The sequence below is a fragment of the Methylobacterium sp. PvP105 genome (assembly GCF_017876975.1).
Classification (GTDB): Bacteria; Pseudomonadota; Alphaproteobacteria; order Rhizobiales; family Beijerinckiaceae; genus Methylobacterium; species Methylobacterium radiotolerans.
In genome coordinates this window covers 1,060,459-1,080,939 of record NZ_JAGIPA010000001.1, presented here as the reverse complement: position 1 = coordinate 1,080,939, position 20,481 = coordinate 1,060,459, and the positions used below count along the sequence as shown (strand labels likewise).

17 protein-coding genes are annotated in these 20,481 nt (G+C 70.6%); 8 read left to right on the top strand and 9 right to left on the bottom strand.

The genetic code is table 11. From position 1 onward, the window contains the following. The first annotated feature begins 1 nt into the window (after position 1). From fabG to J3A75_RS05045, 6 genes are all read left to right on the top strand, one after another. Positions 2-808, top strand: a complete 807-nt coding sequence (fabG, locus tag J3A75_RS05070) for a 3-oxoacyl-ACP reductase FabG (protein WP_053620307.1) — start codon at positions 2-4, stop codon at positions 806-808. A 22-nt stretch (positions 809-830) separates the two neighbouring features. After that, the gene (locus J3A75_RS05065; RefSeq protein WP_245372126.1) at positions 831-1,658 is read left to right on the top strand and encodes a shikimate dehydrogenase; all 828 of its coding nucleotides are present in this window, start codon (positions 831-833) and stop codon (positions 1,656-1,658) included. A gap of 21 nt (positions 1,659-1,679) precedes the next feature. Next, on the top strand, positions 1,680-3,314 hold the full coding sequence (locus J3A75_RS05060; RefSeq protein ID WP_209649749.1) for a GMC family oxidoreductase: 1,635 nt from the start codon (positions 1,680-1,682) through the stop codon (positions 3,312-3,314). Between the two features lie 163 nt (positions 3,315-3,477). Further along, complete coding sequence (gene catC / locus J3A75_RS05055) at positions 3,478-3,762, top strand: muconolactone Delta-isomerase (protein ID WP_029358481.1); 285 nt, start codon at positions 3,478-3,480, stop codon at positions 3,760-3,762. 13 nt (positions 3,763-3,775) lie between these two features. Further along, positions 3,776-4,072, top strand: coding sequence for a YciI family protein (locus J3A75_RS05050; protein ID WP_029358483.1), 297 nt, complete (start codon positions 3,776-3,778; stop codon positions 4,070-4,072). An 82-nt stretch (positions 4,073-4,154) separates the two neighbouring features. Beyond that, a complete protein-coding gene (locus J3A75_RS05045) occupies positions 4,155-5,372 on the top strand; it encodes an ABC transporter substrate-binding protein (RefSeq protein ID WP_012317351.1) in 1,218 nt (405 codons plus the stop codon). A 161-nt stretch (positions 5,373-5,533) separates the two neighbouring features. On the opposite strand, the gene J3A75_RS05040 is transcribed toward J3A75_RS05045, so the two are convergent. The 6 genes from J3A75_RS05040 to J3A75_RS05015 form a co-directional block, all read right to left on the bottom strand. Next, positions 5,534-6,262, bottom strand: coding sequence for a response regulator transcription factor (locus J3A75_RS05040; RefSeq protein ID WP_070998409.1), 729 nt, complete (start codon positions 6,260-6,262; stop codon positions 5,534-5,536). Positions 6,263-6,820: 558 nt separating this feature from the next. Then, a complete protein-coding gene (locus tag J3A75_RS05035) occupies positions 6,821-8,707 on the bottom strand; it encodes a CHASE2 domain-containing protein (protein ID WP_209649747.1) in 1,887 nt (628 codons plus the stop codon). After that, positions 8,704-9,225, bottom strand: a complete 522-nt coding sequence (locus tag J3A75_RS05030; RefSeq protein WP_029358491.1) for a FecR domain-containing protein — start codon at positions 9,223-9,225, stop codon at positions 8,704-8,706. The genes J3A75_RS05035 and J3A75_RS05030 overlap by 4 nt, the downstream gene beginning before the upstream one ends. A 23-nt stretch (positions 9,226-9,248) precedes the next feature. Then, entirely contained in the window at positions 9,249-9,929 is a 681-nt protein-coding gene (locus J3A75_RS05025) for a Crp/Fnr family transcriptional regulator (RefSeq protein ID WP_024827654.1), read from the bottom strand. A 130-nt stretch (positions 9,930-10,059) separates the two neighbouring features. Then, positions 10,060-11,676, bottom strand: coding sequence for a GMC family oxidoreductase (locus J3A75_RS05020; protein ID WP_070998404.1), 1,617 nt, complete (start codon positions 11,674-11,676; stop codon positions 10,060-10,062). A 188-nt stretch (positions 11,677-11,864) separates the two neighbouring features. Continuing rightward, positions 11,865-12,266 (bottom strand): cupin domain-containing protein, encoded by a 402-nt coding sequence (locus J3A75_RS05015; RefSeq protein ID WP_245295884.1) that lies wholly within the window; start codon positions 12,264-12,266, stop codon positions 11,865-11,867. Between the two features lie 343 nt (positions 12,267-12,609). Between J3A75_RS05015 and J3A75_RS05010 the strand changes: the two genes are divergently transcribed. After that, positions 12,610-14,040, top strand: coding sequence for a sensor histidine kinase (locus J3A75_RS05010; protein ID WP_070998400.1), 1,431 nt, complete (start codon positions 12,610-12,612; stop codon positions 14,038-14,040). Beyond that, positions 14,037-14,702 carry a response regulator transcription factor gene (locus J3A75_RS05005; protein WP_070998398.1) on the top strand — a complete coding sequence of 222 codons (666 nt, stop codon included), beginning with the start codon at positions 14,037-14,039 and terminating at the stop codon, positions 14,700-14,702. The genes J3A75_RS05010 and J3A75_RS05005 overlap by 4 nt, the downstream gene beginning before the upstream one ends. A 1,641-nt stretch (positions 14,703-16,343) precedes the next feature. Here J3A75_RS05005 and J3A75_RS05000 read toward each other — a convergent pair. From J3A75_RS05000 to J3A75_RS04990, 3 genes are read right to left on the bottom strand one after another with little or no spacing between them, the layout of a single operon-like run. Further along, positions 16,344-18,401, bottom strand: a complete 2,058-nt coding sequence (locus J3A75_RS05000; protein ID WP_122160795.1) for an AAA family ATPase — start codon at positions 18,399-18,401, stop codon at positions 16,344-16,346. After that, on the bottom strand, positions 18,398-18,928 hold the full coding sequence (locus tag J3A75_RS04995; protein ID WP_122160796.1) for a hypothetical protein: 531 nt from the start codon (positions 18,926-18,928) through the stop codon (positions 18,398-18,400). Before J3A75_RS04995 ends, J3A75_RS05000 begins: the two co-directional genes overlap by 4 nt. Continuing rightward, positions 18,928-20,211, bottom strand: a complete 1,284-nt coding sequence (locus J3A75_RS04990) for an SIR2 family protein (protein WP_122160797.1) — start codon at positions 20,209-20,211, stop codon at positions 18,928-18,930. The genes J3A75_RS04995 and J3A75_RS04990 overlap by 1 nt, the downstream gene beginning before the upstream one ends. Positions 20,212-20,481 lie beyond the last annotated feature (270 nt).

Below are 20,481 nucleotides of genomic sequence, written 5' to 3'. Positions count from 1 at the left end.
GATGACCGAGCGGCAGACCAATCCCGAGGCGATCGCGCGGCGCCCGAGCCACGCCGGCCGGCGCGTCCTCGTCACGGGGGCTGGCCGCGGGATCGGCCGGGCGATCGCGGAGGGATTCGGTTCGCGCGGTGCCCTGGTGGGCGTCGCCGACCTGAACCCGGACGACGTTGCGTCGACGGTCGCGGCCATCGAGTCGGCGGGCGGCCGCGCCCTGCCGCTGCAGCTCGACGTCGCCGACCATGCGGCAGTCAAGACGGCCGTGTCGGAGGCCGCCGCCGCGATGGGCGGCGCCTTCGATACGGTCATCAACAATGCCGGCATCTCGCCGAAGCACGACGGGGCGGCCCACCGGGTTTGGGAGATGGATCCGGCGGAGTGGAACCGCGTCGTCGCGGTCAACCTGACGGGGGCGTTCAACACCGTCCGCGCGCTGACGCCGGCGATGTGCGCGGCCGGGCGCGGCTGGATCGTCAACATGTCGTCGGTGGCGGGCAAGACCCACTCGCCGATCGTCGCCTGCCACTACGCGGCGTCGAAGGCCGGGCTGATCGGGCTCACCAAGCACCTCGCGGCGGAGCTCGGCCCGTTCGGCATCCGCGTCAACGCGATCGCGCCCGGCCGCATCGAGACCCCGATGGTCCGGGCGGTGGGCCGCGCCGTCAACGACGAGCAGGTTCGCCTGACCCCGATGGGCCGCCTCGGCGCCCCCGAGGAGGTCGCGGATCTCGCCCTCTATCTGACCTCCGCCGAGGCCAGCTTCGTCACCGGACAGACCGTCGACGTCGCCGGCGGCCTCTACATGACGTGAGCCGGAGCCGGTCAGGACAGACATGGACGGGAGTACGGCCATGAACAGCGCGCTCACGGCAGCCGGGATCACCGGACGGACCCGGGTCTACGGGATCCTGGCTGACCCGATCTACCACGTGAAGGCGCCCGAGGTGATGGGGGCGCTCTTCGCCCGTCACGGCGTGGACGGCGTCCTCGTCCCGCTGCACGTGACGGCGGACGGCCTGGCCGCGGTGGTGGACGGGCTCAGGCACCTGCGCAATTTCGGCGGCTTCATCGCCACGGTCCCGCACAAGACGGCGATGACCGGCCTGTGCGACGCGCTCACCCGCGAGGCCGAGCAGATCGGGGCCGTCAACTGCGTCCGACGGGATGCGGACGGGCGCATGATCGGCACGATGCTGGACGGGATCGGATTCGTCGAGGCGCTGCGCGTCTCCGGCCTGGAACCGCGCGGCCGAAATGTTGCCCTCGCGGGGGCCGGCGGCGCGGCGAGCGCCATCGCCTTCGCGCTTGCGGCGGCGGGCGTGGCGCGCCTGACCATCCTTAACCGCACCGCCGACCGCGCCGAGGCGCTGGCGGCGCGCCTGCGCGCCGCCTACCCTGCCCTCGCGATCGCCGTGGAGGGCATCCAGGCGGAGCACGACCTCCTCGTCAACGGCACGTCGCTCGGCATGCGCCCGCAGGAGGCCGCCCCCTTCGATCTGACCGCCCTCCACGCCGGCCAGTTCGTCGCCGAGGCGATCATGGATCCGGAGACCACGCCGCTCCTCGCCGCCGCGCTGGCGGCCGGCTGCCGCATTCAGAAGGGGCTACCGATGCTGGAGTGCCAGATCGCCCTCATGGCCCGCCACATGGGCGCCCTCTGAGGCTGGATCCGAGGACTGAGCATGGCGCGCACCGTGGGATCGACCGACATCGACGTCGTCGCGGCGGGCGTCTTCGACTACGTGATCGTGGGCGGCGGCACCGCGGGCTGCGTCCTGGCCAACCGGCTGACCGAGTCCGGGACGCGCCGGGTGCTGCTCCTCGAGGCGGGGGGGCGGGCGCGCAGCCCCTGGGTCTCGATCCCGGCCGGGTTCAGCCGCCTGCTCCAGCACCCCTCCTACAACTGGCGCTTCCGGACCGAGCCCGAGGAGGCGACCGGCGGCCGGGTGATCGCGGTCCCGCGGGGCAAGGGCCTCGGCGGGTCGACCCTCATCAACGGCATGATCTACGTGCGCGGGCAGCCGCAGGACTACGACGCCTGGGCGCAGGCCGGCTGCCGCGGATGGGGCTTCGCGGACGTGCTGCCCTACTTCCGCAGGCTCGAGGATTACGACGGGGCGCCCGACCCCCTGCGGGCCCGCGGCGGACCGCTGCCGATCACGGAAGTCGCCGAGCGGCCGGCGATCGCCGAGGCCTTCATCGCCGCCGCGCGGGCGGCTGGGCATCCGCGCAACCCCGACTACAACGCGGCGAGTCAGGACGGCTTCGGCTACTACCAAGTGAACCAGCGTCGCGGGCGGCGGGTCAGCGCCGCCGACGCCTATCTGCGGCCGGCCCTCGCCCGTCCGAACCTCGCCGTCGTGACGGACGCGCACGTCCTGCGGCTCACCTTCGACAGGGATCGGACGAGCGGCGTCGCCGCTCTGGTCGGTGGCCGCGAGCGGCTGTTCCGCTGCCGCGGGGAGGTGATCCTTGCCGCGGGGGCGGCGCAGACCCCGCAGATCCTGGAACTGTCCGGCCTCGGCGACCCGGCGATCCTCGCCGGCCTCGGCGTGGCGGTGCGGCGCGCGCTCCCCGCCGTCGGCACCAACTACATGGACCATTACTGCACGCGCATGAATTGGCGCGTGCGCCTGCCGGTGACGCTGAACGAGCAGACCCGCGGCCTGCGCCTCGGCGTCGCCGCGGCGCGCTACCTCGCGACGCGGCAGGGTATCCTGGCGCTGGGGACCGGCCTCGCCCACGGGTTCGTGCGCACGCGGCCGGGGCTCGATGGGCCCGACGTGCAGTACTTCTTCATGCACGCGAGCTACGCCAACGCCGCCGAGCGCAAGCTCGACCGCCTGCCCGGCATGACGATCGGCGTCACGCAGCTGCGACCGGAATCGCGCGGGACGATCCACGCGGCGTCGCCCGACCCGCTCGAGCCCCCCGCCATCCGCCCGAACTTCCTCGCCACCGAGGAGGATCGCCGGGCGATGGTCGAGGGCATGAAGATCGCGCGCACCGTCGTCGCGCAGGCGCCGATGGAACGCTTTCGCGGGGCCGAACTCAATCCGGGGCCGGACTGCCGGACCGACGCGGACTGGCTCGATTTCGCCCGCCGCGACGGCCAGACGATCTACCACATCTGCGGCACGTGCCGCATGGGCGGCGATCCGGGTTCCGTGACGGATCCTAACCTGCGCGTGCGCGGCGTGGCCGGCCTCCGGGTGGCGGACGCCTCGATTATGCCGCGGATCGTCTCCGGCAACACGCAGGCCGCGGTGTTCATGATCGCCGAGAAGGCCGCCGACCTGATCCGGGCCGATGCCTGATGCGGTCTGGCCATCGGGCGCCGCGGCGCGTACGGCAGGTTCGCGCCAACCTCGGCCGTACTGCGCCGGTCCCGGCCGTGTCTCGGCCTCGACCGGCACTGTACGGCGCACCAAGTCTCACCGCGGGCGTGCTCGCCAAGACCGGCGGCAAAGGATCGACGTCATGCTCTACATGGTCCACATGCAGGTCAACATTCCGGCGTCCCTGCCGAAATCGGAGGCGGATCGCCTGAAGGCCGAGGAGAAGGCCTACGCCCAGAAGCTCCAGCAAGATGGCAGATGGCGGCATCTCTGGCGCATCGCCGGGCAGTACGCCAATTACAGTGTCTTCGACGTGGCGGGAAACGACGAGCTCCACCAGATCCTGAGCTCGCTGCCGCTCTACCCGTACATGGCGATCAGCGTGACGCCGCTGGCGCAGCATCCCTCCGCCATCGCGACCAACTGACGGGACGATCGTCATGCCCTACATGATCGAGACCTTCGACAGGCCCGGGAGCCTGGACGTCCGCAGGGCGAACCGCGCGGAGCACCTCGTCTACCTCGACCGGATCAAGGCCCGGCTTCTGGCCTGCGGCGCGAAGCTGAACGACGATGGCAGCGACGCCGGCGGCGGCCTGTACGTCGTCGATGTCGAGACCCGCGCGGAGGCCGAGGCGCTCATCCAGGCAGACCCGTTCTACAGGATCGGTCTCTTCGAGCGCGTCGAGATCCGGCGCTGGCGCAAGGCCTACCTCGACGGCCGCAGCTATCTCTGAGATCGGCGGAGCGCGTTTCCGGAGAGAAGAAGCGCTGCGGCGCGGAGCGGCCGCACGAGAACCAAAGAGTGGGGAGGATACAATGATCCGTCGCAGCTGGGTCGCGGCCGCCGCGTTCGGCGCCGCTGCTTTGACCACCCTGCCCGCCTCCGCGCAATACGCGGATGGCGGAATCAAGATCGGCATCCTGACCGACATGTCCGGCGGCTACTCGGACCTGGCCGGCCGCGGCTCCGTGACGGCCGCGCAGCTCGCGGTTGAGGATTTCGGCCGCCCGATCAATGGTCGAAAGGTCGAGCTGATCTTCGCCGATCATCAGAACAAGGCCGACATCGCCTCGTCGATCGCGCGCCGGTGGTTCGATACCGAGGGTGTTGACGCGATCTTCGACACCAATTCCTCGGTCGCGGGGCTGGCGGTGCGCGAGGTCGCGCGCAGCAAGGGCAAGATCGACATCAACTCCGGCGCCGGCTCCATGGCGCTGACCAACGCCGCGTGCTCGCCGACCGGCGCCCACTGGTCCTGGGATACCCACTCGCTCGCGGCCGGCACCGCCGCGGCGCTGGCGGATGATCCGAAGAACACGTGGTTCTTCATCACAGCCGACTACACCTTCGGGCACGACCTGGAGGCGCAGGTCACCCGCGTCGTGAAGGCCAAGGGCGGTACGGTACTCGGGTCGGTCAAGCACCCGTTTCCTAATCCGGATTTCTCGTCCTACCTGCTGCAGGCGCAGGCCTCGGGCGCGAAGATCATCGGCATGGCCAATGCGGGCGCCGACACGATCAACACCATCAAGCAGGCGAGCGAATTCGGGATCCTGCAGGGCGGCCAGAGGCTGGGCGGCCTCAACATCTTCCTGACCGACATCTATTCCGTCGGGTTGTCGGCAGCGCAGGGCATGATCCTGACGACGGGCTTCTACTGGGACATGGACGAGCAGACGCGCGCCTTCGCCCGGCGCTTCGGCGAGCGCATGGGCGGCCGGATGCCGACCATGGTCCAGGCCGGCGATTATTCGGCGGTGCTCCACTTCCTGAAGGCGGCCGAAGCTGCCGGCACGGATGACGGGCTGAAGGTGATGGCCGAGATGCGCGCGCTGCCCATCCAAGACTTCTTCGCACGCAACGCCACGCTGCGGCCGGACGGCCGCCTCGTGCACGACATGTACCTCGCCCAGGTGAAATCCCCGGCGGAATCGACGGGGCCTTGGGACTTCTACAAGATCCTGAAGACGATCCCGGGCGACCAAGCGTTCCAGCCGCTCTCGGAGAGCACGTGCAAGCTCGTGAAGGGCTGACGCGCCTCCGGCGGCCTCCCGGACCGTGACGACGGTCGACGCCGATGATCGCGGCGCCGGAAGTGCCGGTCCCCTCGCTCCCACGGGAGAGCCGACAGGGCGCGGCTGTCTCGACCGGTGTGCCCGTTCCGTGAGAGCGGCGCATCGCGATCGGGACGACGCTAGTGGGACGTGCTCTCGACCGCGGCGGCGAAGACGTAGCCGACCCCGCGCTCGGTCAGGATGAGCTTCGGGTCGCTGGGCCTGCGCTCGATCTTCCGGCGCAACCGCAGGATCTGCACGTCGATGCAGCGATCGAACACGTCGTCGTGGACGCGCGTGACCTGCAGCAGGTACTCGCGGCTGAGCGGCCGCTGGGGCGCGTCGAGGAACGCCGCCAGGAGCGCGTACTCGCGCTTGCCCAGGACGACTTCGACGCCATCCGGATTGATCAGGCGTCGGCGCCGGCGATTGAGGACCCAGCCGTCGAAGCGCCGGTACGGCGCCTCCGCCGGGCGGGACGCGGCCTGCGCCGCGACGCGGCGGAGGACGGCGCGGACGCGCGCCAAGAGTTCGCGCAGGCCGTAAGGCTTGACGATGTAGTCGTCCGCGCCGAGTTCGAGGCCGAGCACGCGATCGAACTCCTCGCAGCGGTGCGCCGTGGTCAGGATGACGGGAAGGTTGCTCCCCGCCCGCAGATCCCGCAGAAGGTCGAGCCCGTTCTCCGCGCCCGGGCGGAGGTTGAGCACGGCCAGATCGAACTGCGACGGATCCGCGAGCTGCGCGCGCGCCTCGGCCCGGGTCGTCACCGGAACCACGCCGACCCCGTGCTCGCCGAGGTAGCCGCATACGACGCGCTGCACGTCCGCGTCGTCGTCGACGAGCAGGACGCGTAGGGCATGGTGCTGCACGGGCGATGCTCCTCCGGGGTTTGGCCGTCGAATCTGCGGAGTAGCGCCCCGAGGCCGCCCGAGGCCGTACGGCCTCCCAGGGGCTGCCGGATGCGCGTGGTCTGCTTTCGCCGGCCGATCGATCTGTCCTGTCCTCCGATGACGGCGCGGCTGAGCGGCAGAGCCGCCCGAAGCGACGCCGGACGAGGCTGACGGTCAGGCGGCAGTCGCCGAGGTCGCTGTTCGCCGCGTAGCCGCCCGTCGGACTCCACCAGCCGCGGCCGCCGAAACGGTCTCGGAAGCCGTGGTGGAACCCGCCGTGGTGGAAGCCGTGATGGAAGCCGCCATGGTGACCGAAGCGTCCGTGTCCGAACCCGCGCGCTTCGGCAGGTCCGGGGACGGTCGCCGAGGCGGCGAGGGCGAGACCGGCCAGGATCGCGGTCGTAAACGAGGTGGTCGCCATGCTGAGTCTCCCGTTGCGATAGGGAGACGATGAACCGGCCAAGCAGGGTCGACTGTGATCCGGGTCACAGAGTCGGCGCGGGCCTGCGCGCTGGCGGCGGTCGCTCGGGGATGCGGCTAGGGCTCTGCCGCGCGCGGGTGGCTCAGCCAGACCTCGAGGGGCCGGCTGCGGCCGCGGATGGCCGCGGTCCGGCCCTCGAATGTCCCCGCCGACAGGTCGAGCCCGGCCGCAAGCGCCAGTTCGGCGCTGAGCGCCAGGCGGGCGTTGGCGTCCGCCGCGACCGCGAGCAGGCGGCTCGCGACGTTGACCGTGTCGCCCGTGGCGGTGACGTGCTGGTTGGTGTCGCTGCCGAGGCGCGAGAGGATCACCGGCCCGTAATGCGCGCCGATGCGCAGATCGAGGGCCGGCCCGGCTTCGGACAGGACCGGGCTGCGCGCGATCCAGGCGCGCGTGCGGGCGATGAGCTCCTCCGCGGCCTGGACGGCGTGCACGGCTTGCTCCGGGTCCGGATCGAGCGCGCCGAACAGGACCATGGCGCCGTCGCCCATGAAGTTCACGACGACGCCCCCGCGCAGCGTCACCGCCGCGTCCACGAGATCGTGGAACGTCTTGAGCATCGCCCGGGTGCGCACGGGGCCCAGTTGCTCGCTCCGGCGCGTGAAGCCGGTGAGATCGACGAACAGCACGGCAATGTCCCGCGCGACGGGCTCGGCGAGGTAGCCTGGGTCGCGGGCCAGCCGCTCGGCCAGAGCGGCGGGCTGCAGCCGCCGCAGCACCTCCTCGGAGCGCGCCACCCGCGCGCTCTGGCGGCGCTCGAGCGTCTGGCGGCCCACCGCGCAGGCGAGTGCCGGCACGCCCACCGCCGCGAGCGGCAGGGCGGCGCTGAACCAGATGCCGTGCGCGAAGGCTGCGGCGCCCGCGGTGAGCCAACCGGCCGTCGCGAGGAGTACAAGGATCAGGCCCGGGCCCGGCGGCAGCAGCGCGATGGCGAGCGCCGCCCCGACCGCCAGGAGGACGGCGGCCGCGGCGTCGCGCCGCCGCACGCCGGCATCGCGGACGAGGCCATCCCCCGTGGCGAGGTGGGCGATGCCAGTCGCGAGGAGCTCGACGCCGGGCATGACGGGATCGAACGCGGTGGCGAAGGTATCGCCGCCGCCGAGCGCGGTGACGCCGATCACCACGATACCGTCCGAGAGCGCCGCGGCCGGCGCCGTGCCGTCGAGAAGGGCGCTCGCGCTCACGGTGGCGATCGCGCGCCGCGCACCGTAGGGGCGCAGCGGGAGATGGTAGCCCAGGTCCAGGGGCAGCGCGCGGCCACCGATCTCGACCCGGCCCTTGCTGAGCACGGGGTCGCTCCGCGCCGCCAGGGCCGCAACCCGCAGCACAAAGGACGCGGCGACCCCGTCGGAGGTCCGCACCACCAGCGGGAGATGGCGGGGCACGCCGGACGCGTCCTCGGCGACGTTGACGACGCCCGACGCGACGTCCTCGCCGAGTTTCGGCGTCGGCCGATGGAGCGCGGTGGCGACCGGGATGCCGTCCTCGCTGACGTTCCCGTCGAAGACGGCCGCCGAGGCCAGGATCGCGGTCGTCTTCGCGAGGGCGGCGGCGAGCGCGTTGTCCGCGTCCGGCTGCCGTCCCGCGTCGAGGAAGAGCACGTCGACGGCGATCACGCGCGGGCGCGCCTCCGCCACCCGCTCGATGATCCGCGCCATCGTGGTGCGGGAGACCGGGAAGCCGCCCTCGCGCCGCACCGTCGCGTCGTCGATCGCCACGACCGTGAGGTCGGCCGGCGGCGTGCGCGGGCCCGCGAGCCGCAGGCGCAGGTCCGTGAGGGCGGATTCCAGACGGTCGAGGGGCGTCGCGCGACCGGCGATATGCAGCTGGCCGAGCCAGGCGCCCCAGGCGAGCGCGCCGAGCGAGGCGGCGAGCACGAGGGCGAGGCGCGCCCGGCGGAAGGCGCGGTCGTGCGTGGTATTCGCCGATCGACCGGCGTCGCTCAACGTCCGAACCGCTCGAGCAGGCTCCTGACGCGCTCCTGCGGCCAGCGCCGGACCTCCAGGGCGTCGCGACCGTCATCGACGTCGACCCCCTCGCCCGGCCCGAGCGTGACGGCGATCTGGGGGGCGTCGCGCCTGGCGACGTCGACCCGTCCCTGCGCCACGAAGACGGAGGTGCGCGCCCGGGTCACGTCGACGGCGTAGACCGTGCCCCGCACCGAGGCGACCGCGTGCGGCGTGAGGATCTGGAAGCCGTCCCGGCGGACGCGGCGGCTCGCCGGGATCGTGACGAAGACCGCGTTGCCGCCGATTTCCGCACCCTTGAGATGTCCGTCGCTGTCCGGATCCACAGGCCGCAGGCTGCCCGCGCGCTCGACTTCGAGCGTCAGGCCGTCAGCGCAGTGCAGGATCCGCAGGGGCGGATCGAAGCGCGTCGTCTCCGTGCAGCGCGTCTGCGCGGCGGCGCTCGACGCCGCGAGGGTGACGGCGGCGACGGCCGCCAAGCGCGCTGCGATGCTCATGCGATGAAGCCCTGTCGACCCGATCATGTCTGCGCCCGCGCCCCGAGCGCGACGAGGCGGTGCGAGGCCCGAACGGTGACGCGCGCGCGCCCGAGATCGATCAGGCCCGATCGCCGCCAGTCCTGCAGGACGCGGTTGACGCTCTCCCGGGCCGCGCCGACGAACGCCGCGAGTTCCTCCTGCGTCACCTGGATCTCGGCGCCGAAATCCTCCGACAGCGTGATCAGGCGCCGGGCCAGGCGGATGTCGAGCGGAAGCAGCGTCGCCTCCTCCATGCGCGCGCTCATCCAGCGCAGGCGCTGGCACAGCAGATTGATGATCTGGACCGCCAGAGCGGGATCCCCGGCGAGGAGCTTGAGAAAGGCCCGCCCCTCCACGACGAAGAGGTCGGCCGGCTCGAGGGCCACGGCCTCGGCGGTCCGCGGATGGCCGTCGAGGAAGGCGATCTCGCCGAAGACGTCGCCGGGCCCGAGCAGGTTGAGGGTGACCGCGCGCCCGTCGTCGGAGCCGGCCCCGATGCGGATCTGCCCGCGCCGCACCGCGTAGAGGGCGTCGCCCGGATCGCCCTTCTGGAAGAGGATCTCGTGGCGCGCGAGGCTGCGCGTCGTGCACAGGCCGGCGATGGTCTCGATCGCTTCCGGACCAAGCTCAGCGAAGAACGCGTTGGCCTTCAGGAACCGAATGAGCGTGTGCGGCGTGCTCACGACTGCATCTCTCCGGCCGTCGAGCCGGAGCTTATGCGCGTTTCGGGGCGCGATTAGCAAGGCTTGCACCGCGGGAGCGGAGGATGATCATGGATAGAGCCCGCAAGCGGGCTCGTCGCAGCGACGATTGTTACAGGCCGTGCGCCCGCTTCAGGATCTCCGCGGCCCGTTCGCCGATCACCGCGCACGGCGCCTGCGTGTTGCCGGTGGTCACGCGGGGCAGGATCGAGGCGTCGGCGACCCGGACTCCGTCGATGCCGTAGACCTTGAGCGCGCCGTCCACGACCGCCATCGCGTCGCGGCCCATCCTGGCGGTGCAGCTCTGGTGCCAGTAAGTGACGGCGGCATCGCGGATGTAATCCGCCATCGCCGCGCCCGACAGCGGGCCCGGCATCGACTCGGCGCGCACGTAGGGCCGGAACGCCCGCGCGTTGCCGAGGGCGCGGCAGAGGTCGACGCAGGCCGCGGCCGCGGTCACGTCGGCCGGGTGGGACAGGAAGTTTGCCTCGATGACCGGCGGCGTCGCCATATCGGCGCTCCGGAGCCGCAGGCGACCGCGGCTGGCGGGCTGCGCGAGGCCGGCGAACATGGTCCACCCATGGGCCGGCACGCCGCGCGCCGCGGTCTGCTCGCTCGGAACCGGGAACTCGACCTGGCAGAACAGCAGATCGGGTGCGTCGAGGTCGGGCCGGCTCGTCCAGTACAGGGTGGCCTCGCTGCCGCTGTTGCGCGGCGCGATCGGCGCGGCGTACTCCCAGGTGCAACCGAAGGATACGTGATCCTGAAGGTTCTGCCCGACGCCGGGCAGATGCTGAACCGACGGGATGCCGAGCGCTCCGAGTTCGTCGCTGTCGCCGATCCCCGAGAGCATCAGGACCTTGGGCGTGTGGATCGCGCCCATCGACAGCACGACCTCGCCCCGCGCACCGACCGTCCTGACCGCGCCCGCGTGGACGAACTCGACCCCCGTCGCGCGGCGACCGTCGAAGGTGACGCGGCGGACGAGGGCGTCCGTGAGCACCGTCAGGTTCGGCCGGTCAAGCCAGGGATGGACGTAGGCGCGGTAGAGCGAGACGCGCCGGCCGCCGCGGACCAGCATGTCGGTCAGCGCCGCGCCGCCGGGCCCCTCCATCATGCGGCCGTTGGGGTTGTCGAAGGTCGGGATGCCCAACTCCCGCGCGGCGTCGAGCATGGCGTGGGCCACGGGGCTGGGATCGGGCGCCGGCTGCACCCAGACCGGACCGTCGCTTCCGCGATGCGCCGGGTCAGGGGCACCGCGCCAGTTCTCGATGCGTCGATAGATGGCGCGGACATTCTCGTAGCCCCAGGCCGCGTCGTCCGCTTCGGTCGCGAAGGCATCCCAGTCAGACCGGTGGCCGCGTGCCCACACCATCACGTTGACGCTGGAGCCGCCGCCCAGCCCCTTGCCCATCGCCATGGAGAGCGCGCGGCCGTTCAGGTGCGCGTTCGGCTCCGCGCGGAAGCCCCAGTCCCGCGGACCGCCCAGGTTGGTGGGCCAGAGCGCCGGATCGAGTACGGACTCGGCCTCGTCCGAGCCGCCCGCCTCCAGCAGGAGCACCTGCACTTCGGGGTTCTCCGCCAGTCGCCGCGCGACGACCGAACCCGAGGCGCCGGCGCCGCACACGACGAAGTCGTAGGCCGGCTTCACGTCGGCGGTCAGCCGGGCCTGATTCTCCGCCGCGCGCCGCGCGAAATCATCCCGGACTCGGGCGTCAGAAGTGCTCATGATCTCGAGGGTCCCTGTCGGAGGCGGGTTGGGATCGGCCCGGCACTCGGCCGGGAGCCGGTGGCCCGTGCATCGGCCGCTCCCGAGCGTCGAGGCGGGCGCCCGTCCGGGGGCTGTGGCGGCAGCAGGGTTGGCAACGGCGATGGTGTGTGGCGCCTGTCACGTGAGGATCGCAGCGTCGCGGACGATCATCTGTCCGGGCGCGTCTTCCTCGGATCGTCCGAGGGATTGACGTAGTCGAGGCCGAAAGGCCCGGTTCCGGAGACTTGGATCACGGCCGGTTCGCGCGTCGTCCAGAGGGCGTGGGGCATACGGGCCGGCAGATGCAGGAAGGCGCCCTGCTGAAGCCGCTGGCCGCGGCTCGCGTCGATGGTCTCCCCCATGTCGTGGACGAGATTGCCAGATAGCAAGGTCACGCTCTCGTCGGTCGCGTGCGTGTGCGGCGCGATGACGTAATCCGGCGGGAACCGGAGTCTGAGCGTGAAGGGGCCGGGTCTGTCGGGATCGCCCGCGATGATGCTGATCTCGCTGCCCTTCGGCAGGGACGGCGGCGCGGCGCGCCACCGAACGGCGTCGTCACCGGTGACCATGATCATCTCGCCCGCGCGTGCGTGCGGCGCGAGGCCCGCGAGAAGGAGGACGAGACAGCAGCTTCGGCGCAGACGCATCGACGGTCTCCAGATCGGCGCGTGGGTGGAGCCGCCTGCAGGGCAGCCGGCGGGAGGGTGTGGTCCGGGATGAACCTGTTCGCTGACGCCGAGCTGGTGCCCGTTCCGGCGACGCTCTCGTCAGGTCGAGTTCTGTAGGCCGCGCGCCATCGGACCCGCTACGGCAGAACGCCCGCGTTGACCTGGGCAAATCGCACGACTTCAGCGCGGACCCTTCCGAGACGGTCGCAAGCTCGATAACCCTCGGCCTCTCGGGAGGACACGGGTGACGACCTTCAGCCTCAAGCACGTCCTGGCCGCCTGGAACGCGCGCGAGCTGGATCTCAAATGGGCTCTCGTCGGCCGGATCGCGCTGATCGCCATCCTCTGCGCCGCCGGAGCGGCCGCGTACGCCATGCACGACGTCGCGGCGAAGACCAGGCAGCGAAACGCCGAGACGGCCGGCGAAGTGCACAAGCAACTTCGCCTGCAGCTCCTGCGCATCGAGCGGGCCGCCGACATTTCCGTACGCTTTCCGGACTGGGAGATCGTCACCCGGTACGCCCTGCAACCCGGTCAGTGCGTGCAGCTGATCCCGGCGGAGACCGGCCCGACACGGTCGAGCTGCGTCGGCGTCGAGCCGCACGCGCTCGCGGCACCCGACTGGTTCGCGACGCTCTACAGGTCCCTCTTCTTCGCCGGATCCACCGTCCGTCTGCCGCTCGAGCATCAGGGCTCGCGGAGAGGGATCGTGGAGGCGGACATCGATCCGCACGCCGTCGTCGGTTCGGCCTGGATCGTGCTGAAGCAGGTCTCCGGCGCGCTCGCGGCCATGACAGTCGTCCTGTGCGTGCTGGTCTACGGCGCGGTCGCGCACGCCCTGCGTCCCGCCAATGAGATCCTTGTCGGTATCGACCGCGTCGCGCAGGGCGACCTCGCGTGGCGTCTGCCGAGCTTCCGCCTGCGCGAGCTCCGGCGCATCGCGACGGTGTTCAACGCGCTTGCCGGCCATCTCCAGCTGGCCACACGGGAGCGCGCCGAGCTCGCCCGCCGGCTGATCGATGCCCAGGAGCAAGAGCGCCGGTGGCTGTCGCTCGAACTGCACGACGACGTGGCGCAGAGGCTGACGGCCCTGAGTCTCCTCGCCCGCTCGATCCAGGACGGCGCGCGCTCCGCGGCGCCTTCGGTCTCGACCGAGAGCGCCGAACTCGCCAGCATGGCATCGGACGCGGTGCGGGCGCTCCGGATCACCCTGGCCTCGCTGCGGCCGCCGGAGATCGACGATCTCGGGCTGCGGATCGCGCTCCGCAGCCTGATCGCCGCGCAGGCGCAGCGGGCCGGCGGCCGGATCCAAGTCGCGCTGCGGGCCGACGCGCAGGTCGACCGCCTGCCCTCAGAGGCGGCGGCCCATGTCTACCGGATCGTCCAGGAAGGCCTCACCAACGCCGTCCGCCACGCGGCGGCGCGCAACGTGGCGATCGCGCTGAACGTCGTGGAGACCGACGGCGGTGCGGACGTCCGGCTGGACTTCGCCGACGACGGGAGCGGCGCGCCCGCGGAGGTGCTGGAGCGTTCGCGTCCCGGTCTCGGCCTGCTCGGCATGCGCGACCGCGTCCACGCGCTCGGCGGGCAGATCGTGACGGAAACGTCCCCGGGCGGCGGGTTTCGCCTGCGGGTCCGCTTTCGCGCCGCGCTCGCGGCCAGGGAGGTGTCATGACCGGACGGCGCATACGGGTGATGCTCGTCGACGATCACGCCGTCGTACGGGAGGGATACCGGCGGCTCCTGGAACGACAGCCCGATATGGAGGTCGCCGCCGAAGCCCGGGACGGCGCGGAGGCCTACCGTACCTACCGGGCCGCGGGGCCGGACGTCGTCATCATGGACATCAGCATGCCCGGCCGCGGCGGGATCGACGCCATCCGTCAGATCCGGCAGGTGGATCCGGACGCGCGCATCCTCGTGTTCAGCGTGCATGCCGCCGTCAGCTACGCGCTCCAGGCCATACGCGCCGGCGCCCGCGGCTACATCACGAAGAGCAGCGCTTCGGAGCTCCTGATCGACGCCGTGCGCAGCGTGTTCAACAACAAGCTGACCCTGTGCGCCGAGATCTCACACCTGCTGGCCGCGAGTCGGCTGGAGGAGCAGCCGTCCCCGATCGACCTCCTGTCGCCGCGGGAGTTCGAGATCCTGCGGATGATCCTCGATGCGCGGCACACGGATGCGATCGCTGTCGATCTCAGCCTCTCGCCGAAGACCGTCGCGAACTACCACTACGCCATCAAATCGAAGCTCGGCGTCAGCTCGGACGTGGAACTCGTCTACTACTGCATCCGGTGCGGCCTGATCGATCCGTTCTCCGTCGTCGGAGCGATCTAGGTCTCGCGACCGCGCCGCTCCGGAGCTCCACGCGGACGGCGCGCGGTGCCCTGCGGCGCAGAAGTCAGCACGGGCTGATCGACAGCTCGCCGGCGGCGACACACTTCCCTGACATAGACGCGTGACGCGAACACGCGGCCCGTCGCCGAAGTGTCCGTCGCCAAAGTGTCCGTCGCCGGCCCTCGGCGCCGTCCCCGGTTCGGCGACGGCGTTAACGGATCGTCAGACCCGGTTCGCGCCGATCCCGGCTCCGATTTCGCGCAGCGACGGAGGTGTGCTCCCGGTTCGCGCCGCAGTTCGGACCGAAGCCGGACGCGGAGGCTGCGGCCTCATGCATGTCATTTCTCGGCAAAGCTTGTCCTGATTTGAGGGATCCCCACAGGGAGTGCCCTCAAATGAGTTTGACTTAAAGCACACGGAACTCTGTCCTTACAGATCCGTGCTTACAGAGAAGTTTGACCCTGTTCGCGAACGGCCTCTCACGTCCGCTCAGCTTTGGGTTTCCGCGTTCTCGACCGACTGCGGCTTCCTCGATGGCTCGGAGGATAACAGATTGCCCTCTTCTCACCGTCAGGCGGGCACAGTTTTCCGGATTGAGGCGGCTGCACCACAGCCTGGTTCGGGAAAACAGTCTGCGCAGAACATTCCGCAGCAGATCCGACAACCCGCCTTGGCGCAAGCTAACATGAGAATTTGCCTCGATTTCTGTTACTCCCGGAGGGGCGGTCTCATTTAAGTTTATCTCGATTTGTAGGGAACGTGGTCCGCCTGCTCCCTAGACCCGACATGCCCAGGCGCGGATGCCTGGTCCAACCCTTGGAAACAGAGGCCGGCATCAAACCCGATGCCGGCTCGATCATAGGGCCGATGGGTCCAGACCGCACCCTTAGCGTGATCTGCGGACCGGGCCATGCCCTTCGAGTTTCCGTACTTTCTTTTCGGAATGGCCGCGAGGATACCACCGGCCCCCAACGCCGGGGTGGGCATCCGGTCGAGCGCCCAGATCGGTCAGGCCCGCGAAGGCGCCCTGGCGGTCGGCTCGGCTGGCTTCGCCGATACAGTCGCTGCGGTCCTCACGTGGTCGGATCGGCCGCTCCACGATGATCTGGACGGCGGCCCGGCACGCACGAGGAAGCCGCCTCGGGACGAGGCGAGCCGGACGGCTAGGACAGCCGAGGCAGACTATCAGGAAAGCGTGTCCCGATTTGCGGCCCTGCCAATGGTACGAACTCAAGAGAGCTTGTCCCGATTGTCAGGGAAGCCTGTCCTCACGCCCGGGATGTGCTTGAACCCGGTGGCCTCCGCAGAGGGGCGCCCGTGACCGCGCGCCCCTCTGCGGACATGATGATCCCCGTGTCGGGCTTGAGCCAGGACCGCTGGCCGGGACGAAACCTTTTCGATTTCGCGGCCTGATCGGGCATCCACTCCCCGGAATTGCCGCGCGCAGGAATGCTCTCCGCTTTCGGCGGGCAGGGCGCCACCCACGTCGGACGCGGTCTGCGGAGAGCGGGGAGCGTTTGCGAGGCGGTCGTCGAGCTCCCTGCCCTCTTCCCTCGTCGAGGTCACGAAATCGGGGACCGCGGGTCGAAACACCGGTCCGGGGCGGGCACAGTCCCGACGCCGTCGGTAATCAAGGCCGTTTCAGCTCGCCGCGCTCAGGTCCCTTGCCCTCCTGAGCACGCCGACCATGGCTGGTGCGATGTCCGTCGAGCGAGTGACCGAGGCACCCCCGCCGGGAACAAGATCCAGGTCGTGGCGGCGACCGAGCGCCGTGGGCTCGCTCATGAGGCGCCGGCACAGCAATTCCGCCAACGACGGATCCTCGACGGCACAGACGATCTGCCGCCCCGACCGCTGCAGGGCCGACAGGACCTCGACCAAGTGCAAGGCCCGGAAATCATCGATGTGCTGGACCGGATCGTCGAGCATGAGCGTCCGCCAATTGCACCAAGGCCGGGACAGGTGAACGGAGAGGAGGAAGGCCAGCCCGGCCGCGCGCCTCTGCCCGCTGCTGAACACGAATTGCGGGTTCAAGCCGTTGCCGACCCGCAGGCTCAGGAAACGCCTGACGTCGCCGCGTATGCCGTAATCGATGGACCGCCACTCGGAATGCGGGCGAAGCCGCTGGTACAGCTCGTTCAGCAGCGGGCTGATAACCGCCAGGCGCTCGTCGATGATCTCGGCATTCGTCCTGCGGACCGTACGGTCCAGCGTCCGGGTGGTCCTCACCGCAGCGTGGGCGCGCGCGAGCCGGTCGCTCGCGTCGTCGGCCTCTGCCCGGAGCGCTTCGAGGCGCGCTTCGAGCTCCGTTACGCGTTCCACCGCCTGCGAAGCTTCCAAGGTGAGGATGCTTCGTTCCAGGTCGATCAACCGACTCCGTTCGGCCTGCACCACCTCCTCCAGGGCCTCTGGGTCGTAGGCCAGCCCTCCATCCAGGGAACGTCGCACGAGCTCGGCCGAAAGCGCCTCTTCCCGGGCTTCCAGTTCGGCTTGGGCGGACGCGAGCCGATGGACGACCGTCTCGGCCTGCTTCAGGATCTCGCCGGCATCCTCGACCCGGGTTCGGGCCGCCGCGACCTCGCCGCGCGCCTCCGGCACTGCCGACCGCCGGGCGGCGAGGCGCTCGCGCGCGGATGCGAGCCCCTTCTCGAACTCGGGGGCGCCCTGCGGCGCGCGGCATAGCGGGCAGCGGTCGTCATGCAGGCCGATCCGGCTGCCGTGATCGACCAGGATCGCGAGCGACGCGGCGAGGCCGTCGCTTTCCTGTTCCCGGTCCAGGCGCGCCTCGGCGGCCTGCAGCTGGCGGCGGGCTTCCTGGACCGCGATCTCGGCTTCGGCCACCGCCGCCGCGTCACGGCCTGCGCTGTCGCCGTGTCGCGCGACCGTGTCGCGCAATGCGGCCACCGCGCGAGCCTCGTCGGCGACCCATCCCATCTCGCCGAGGTTCGACCGGCGCCTGGCCAGCGCCTTCCGGGCTGCCGCGACCCGAGCTCCCAGGTCGGGGCCGGCCCCGGGCGTTAGCTCGTCCAGGGTGGTAAGGACGGCCGCGACGTCCCCGGCCTGCAGGGCGACGTCCCGGATCTGCTCCAGGTCGGTCAGCGCCGCAGTCAGACGTGCGCGCGCCTCCTCATAGGACTGCGCGGCGGCATTGTGCACGGCCTCGGCGGAGGACAGGGCCTCGCGAGCCTTGGCGGCGTAATCCGGACCCTCGATGGCGCCCAGCGCCGCGCGCACGAACTCGAACCGTTGCGTTTCCGTCAGGTCGAGGCTGAGCGCAGCGATCCATTCGTCGCGAATGATGGATGTCCTGCAGACCTGCTGGAGCGCCCGCTCGGGCTTCGCGCCCGGAACGCAGAGCATCGCCTCGATGCGTGCCGCGTCCCGGTCGGCGCCGGTCTCGCGCGAGCGCGTCACCGCGAAGCCGCTCCCGTCATCGGCGCGGAATCCCACGGTGACGAAGTGCGCCTCCGGGTGGCCTTCGCCGCGCCACCAGACGTAGTCGTCGAGGCTTTCCTTCGCCGCCTTGTCGACGAGGTACTTGTCGATTTGGCCGGTGAGGGCGAATTCGACCGCGTCGCACAGCGTGCTCTTCCCGACGCCGTTGCGTCCGCAGATCACGGTGAAGCCAGTGCCGAAATCGACCCGTTGGCGCTCCAGGAAGCCCCGGAAGCCGCACAGTTCGAGGTAGTCGAGCCTCATGGCGCATCCACCAGGATGCGCGCCACCTCGGAAGCGCTCGCCGCGCCCAGGAACGCGGCCACCGCGTCGTCCGGAAGGTCGCTCAACCGCGCCCGCAGACGGGCCCGGTAATCGGCCCCGCCGATTACGGGTGCGCTGAGGACCGGCAGGAGGGGCAACAACGTCCTTCGCAAGTCGGCCACCGTGCGCAAGTCGCCCCGCGCGATCTTGCGGGTCATGGAGAAATCCTCCTCGATCCGCTCGATCCGCCGCGCGAGGGCCGGTTCGGAGCCGCAAGCCAGGAACAAGGCGTAAACGTTCCAGGCCTTCGTGCCTGCAGAGCGCAACGAGGCCGCATGCCGGCCGAGCGTGGTCTGCTGGATTTGCTGCCAATCGGCGAGCAGGCTCTCGCCGCTCGCGAAGACGTGCAGGAAACCGACGACCGTTGCGTTCTCGAAGCAGACGACCGGCACGCTGCCGCCCGGCCAGGTCCACGTCTCATAACCTGCCGACCGAAGGAGCACCTCGGACTGGGTCGCTATGTCCATCACACGTCGAGCTCCCTGCGGGCGGCAGAAAGGTCGAGCCATGCCGCGGAGGCGCTCGGCCGGATTATGTCGCCCGGTCGCCCTTCCCGAACGACGTTCAACGGCAGGCCGACGTCGGTGGCTCCGGCGCAGACCACGATATCGGCGACCTCGAACGGCGTCTCCCTGAACCGGTCCTGCACCGTCTGGAGCAGCATGCCCGAACCGTTCACGACCCTGATCCGGCGGCCCGCGAGATCATAGCCGACGGGGGTCTGGCTGGCACCGGCACGCCTCAGCAACAGGTGCGCGTAGCCCAGGACCTCGGACGGCCCCGGGTTCCGCAAGGTCGCCGCGGCGGTGGCCGGCACGCCCTCGGCGTCCCGTCGAAGGTCGTAGAGTTCCTCGCTGCCCAGGTCGGGCGGATCGAGCCAGCCCGCCTCGCACTCCGCCCCGAGCTCGCTCTCCAACGCGGCGCGCCCGGCGTGCAGGACCTTGCGTAGGTACGCCTGGGAAAACGCCCTCCGGAGTTCGTCCAGGACTTCGGCCCCCGAACGCTGGACATGCGTGAACCGGACGTTCTCCGAATTGGCCAGGGTCCAGAGTTCGGGCGCCTTGGCCTGCAGGACGTCCTCGGGCGCCAGGTCGACCAGCGTCACCGACAGCGGCGCGACGCCCGTCAGCGCCTCGGCGAGAACGGTGTTGAGATAGGACCAATCCGACCAGAAGCCGACCACGAGCAGGTCGCTCTCGCGGAGGTGGTGGGCCATCCACGTCTTCGTCTTCTCGATGCGCGCGGCGATCACCCGGTCCTCGGTGAGCTGCGAGGCCGTCCAGACCGTGGCTCGCCGCTCGCGGACGGAGCAGCCATGAAACTTGAGCAGGGGCGCGTGCTTGCGGGCCTGGACCTTTGCCTCGTCGCCGTCGAGGGAGGCGAGGAGATCGAACCCGTATTCCTGCGCGCGGCGCTCGATCAGGGTGTCGTAATTCGCCGACACGACACCGGCGGCCAAGCGCGTGATCAGGAAGTCCGCCACCGCGGCGTGCCCGACGTTGGGCGGCCGGACGAAATCCTCCCAGGGCACGAGAGCGTCGATGAAGACCGACCCGAGCATGTCCTCCTTGGCGAAGATCTCCGCCAGGGACTCCAGGTCGCCGCGCAGTTCCTGCGGGCACGCCGGATCGATGCTCATGACATAGCGGTCGTAGCACCTGGCGGCCACGGTCCAGGCCGACGGCAGGGAACTCGGCGGCGCCATCGACAGGCCGGCGCCGCAGAGGAGGACGAGGCGCCCGGCTTCCATGGAGGCGAGCAATCGCGCACGAACCGCCGCGTCCAAACCGCCCCCCTTCGTCCGCCGGATCTTCGCCAAGGCGATAGACCGGAGGCACGCCTAAGGTAAAGCAAGGTGATCCGGCTTCCCCTTGCCCACTCCTAGGGTTCACCGGTGCGTCGCACCCTGGAAGTCTCGCCGGCATAGGTGCGCGTGGCCGCCGGCGCGATGGGAAGGTTCGAGGCGTCTCATCCCGGGCCAGCATACGATCACGTACTGGTGCATCATGCCTGACCTGGA

Excerpts from the sequence above, each read along its gene's own strand:
- fabG (WP_053620307.1), top strand. The coding sequence starts at position 2 with ATGACCGAGCGGCAGACCAATCCCGAGGCGATCGCGCGGCGCCCGAGC.
- J3A75_RS05065 (WP_245372126.1), top strand. The coding sequence starts at position 831 with ATGGACGGGAGTACGGCCATGAACAGCGCGCTCACGGCAGCCGGGATC.
- J3A75_RS05060 (WP_209649749.1), top strand. The coding sequence starts at position 1,680 with ATGGCGCGCACCGTGGGATCGACCGACATCGACGTCGTCGCGGCGGGC.
- catC (WP_029358481.1), top strand. The coding sequence starts at position 3,478 with ATGCTCTACATGGTCCACATGCAGGTCAACATTCCGGCGTCCCTGCCG.
- J3A75_RS05050 (WP_029358483.1), top strand. The coding sequence starts at position 3,776 with ATGCCCTACATGATCGAGACCTTCGACAGGCCCGGGAGCCTGGACGTC.
- J3A75_RS05045 (WP_012317351.1), top strand. The coding sequence starts at position 4,155 with ATGATCCGTCGCAGCTGGGTCGCGGCCGCCGCGTTCGGCGCCGCTGCT.
- J3A75_RS05030 (WP_029358491.1), bottom strand. The coding sequence starts at position 9,225 with ATGAGCATCGCAGCGCGCTTGGCGGCCGTCGCCGCCGTCACCCTCGCG.
- J3A75_RS05020 (WP_070998404.1), bottom strand. The coding sequence starts at position 11,676 with ATGAGCACTTCTGACGCCCGAGTCCGGGATGATTTCGCGCGGCGCGCG.
- J3A75_RS05015 (WP_245295884.1), bottom strand. The coding sequence starts at position 12,266 with ATGGTCACCGGTGACGACGCCGTTCGGTGGCGCGCCGCGCCGCCGTCC.
- J3A75_RS05005 (WP_070998398.1), top strand. The coding sequence starts at position 14,037 with ATGACCGGACGGCGCATACGGGTGATGCTCGTCGACGATCACGCCGTC.
- J3A75_RS05000 (WP_122160795.1), bottom strand. The coding sequence starts at position 18,401 with ATGAGGCTCGACTACCTCGAACTGTGCGGCTTCCGGGGCTTCCTGGAG.
- J3A75_RS04995 (WP_122160796.1), bottom strand. The coding sequence starts at position 18,928 with ATGGACATAGCGACCCAGTCCGAGGTGCTCCTTCGGTCGGCAGGTTAT.
- J3A75_RS04990 (WP_122160797.1), bottom strand. The coding sequence starts at position 20,211 with ATGGAAGCCGGGCGCCTCGTCCTCCTCTGCGGCGCCGGCCTGTCGATG.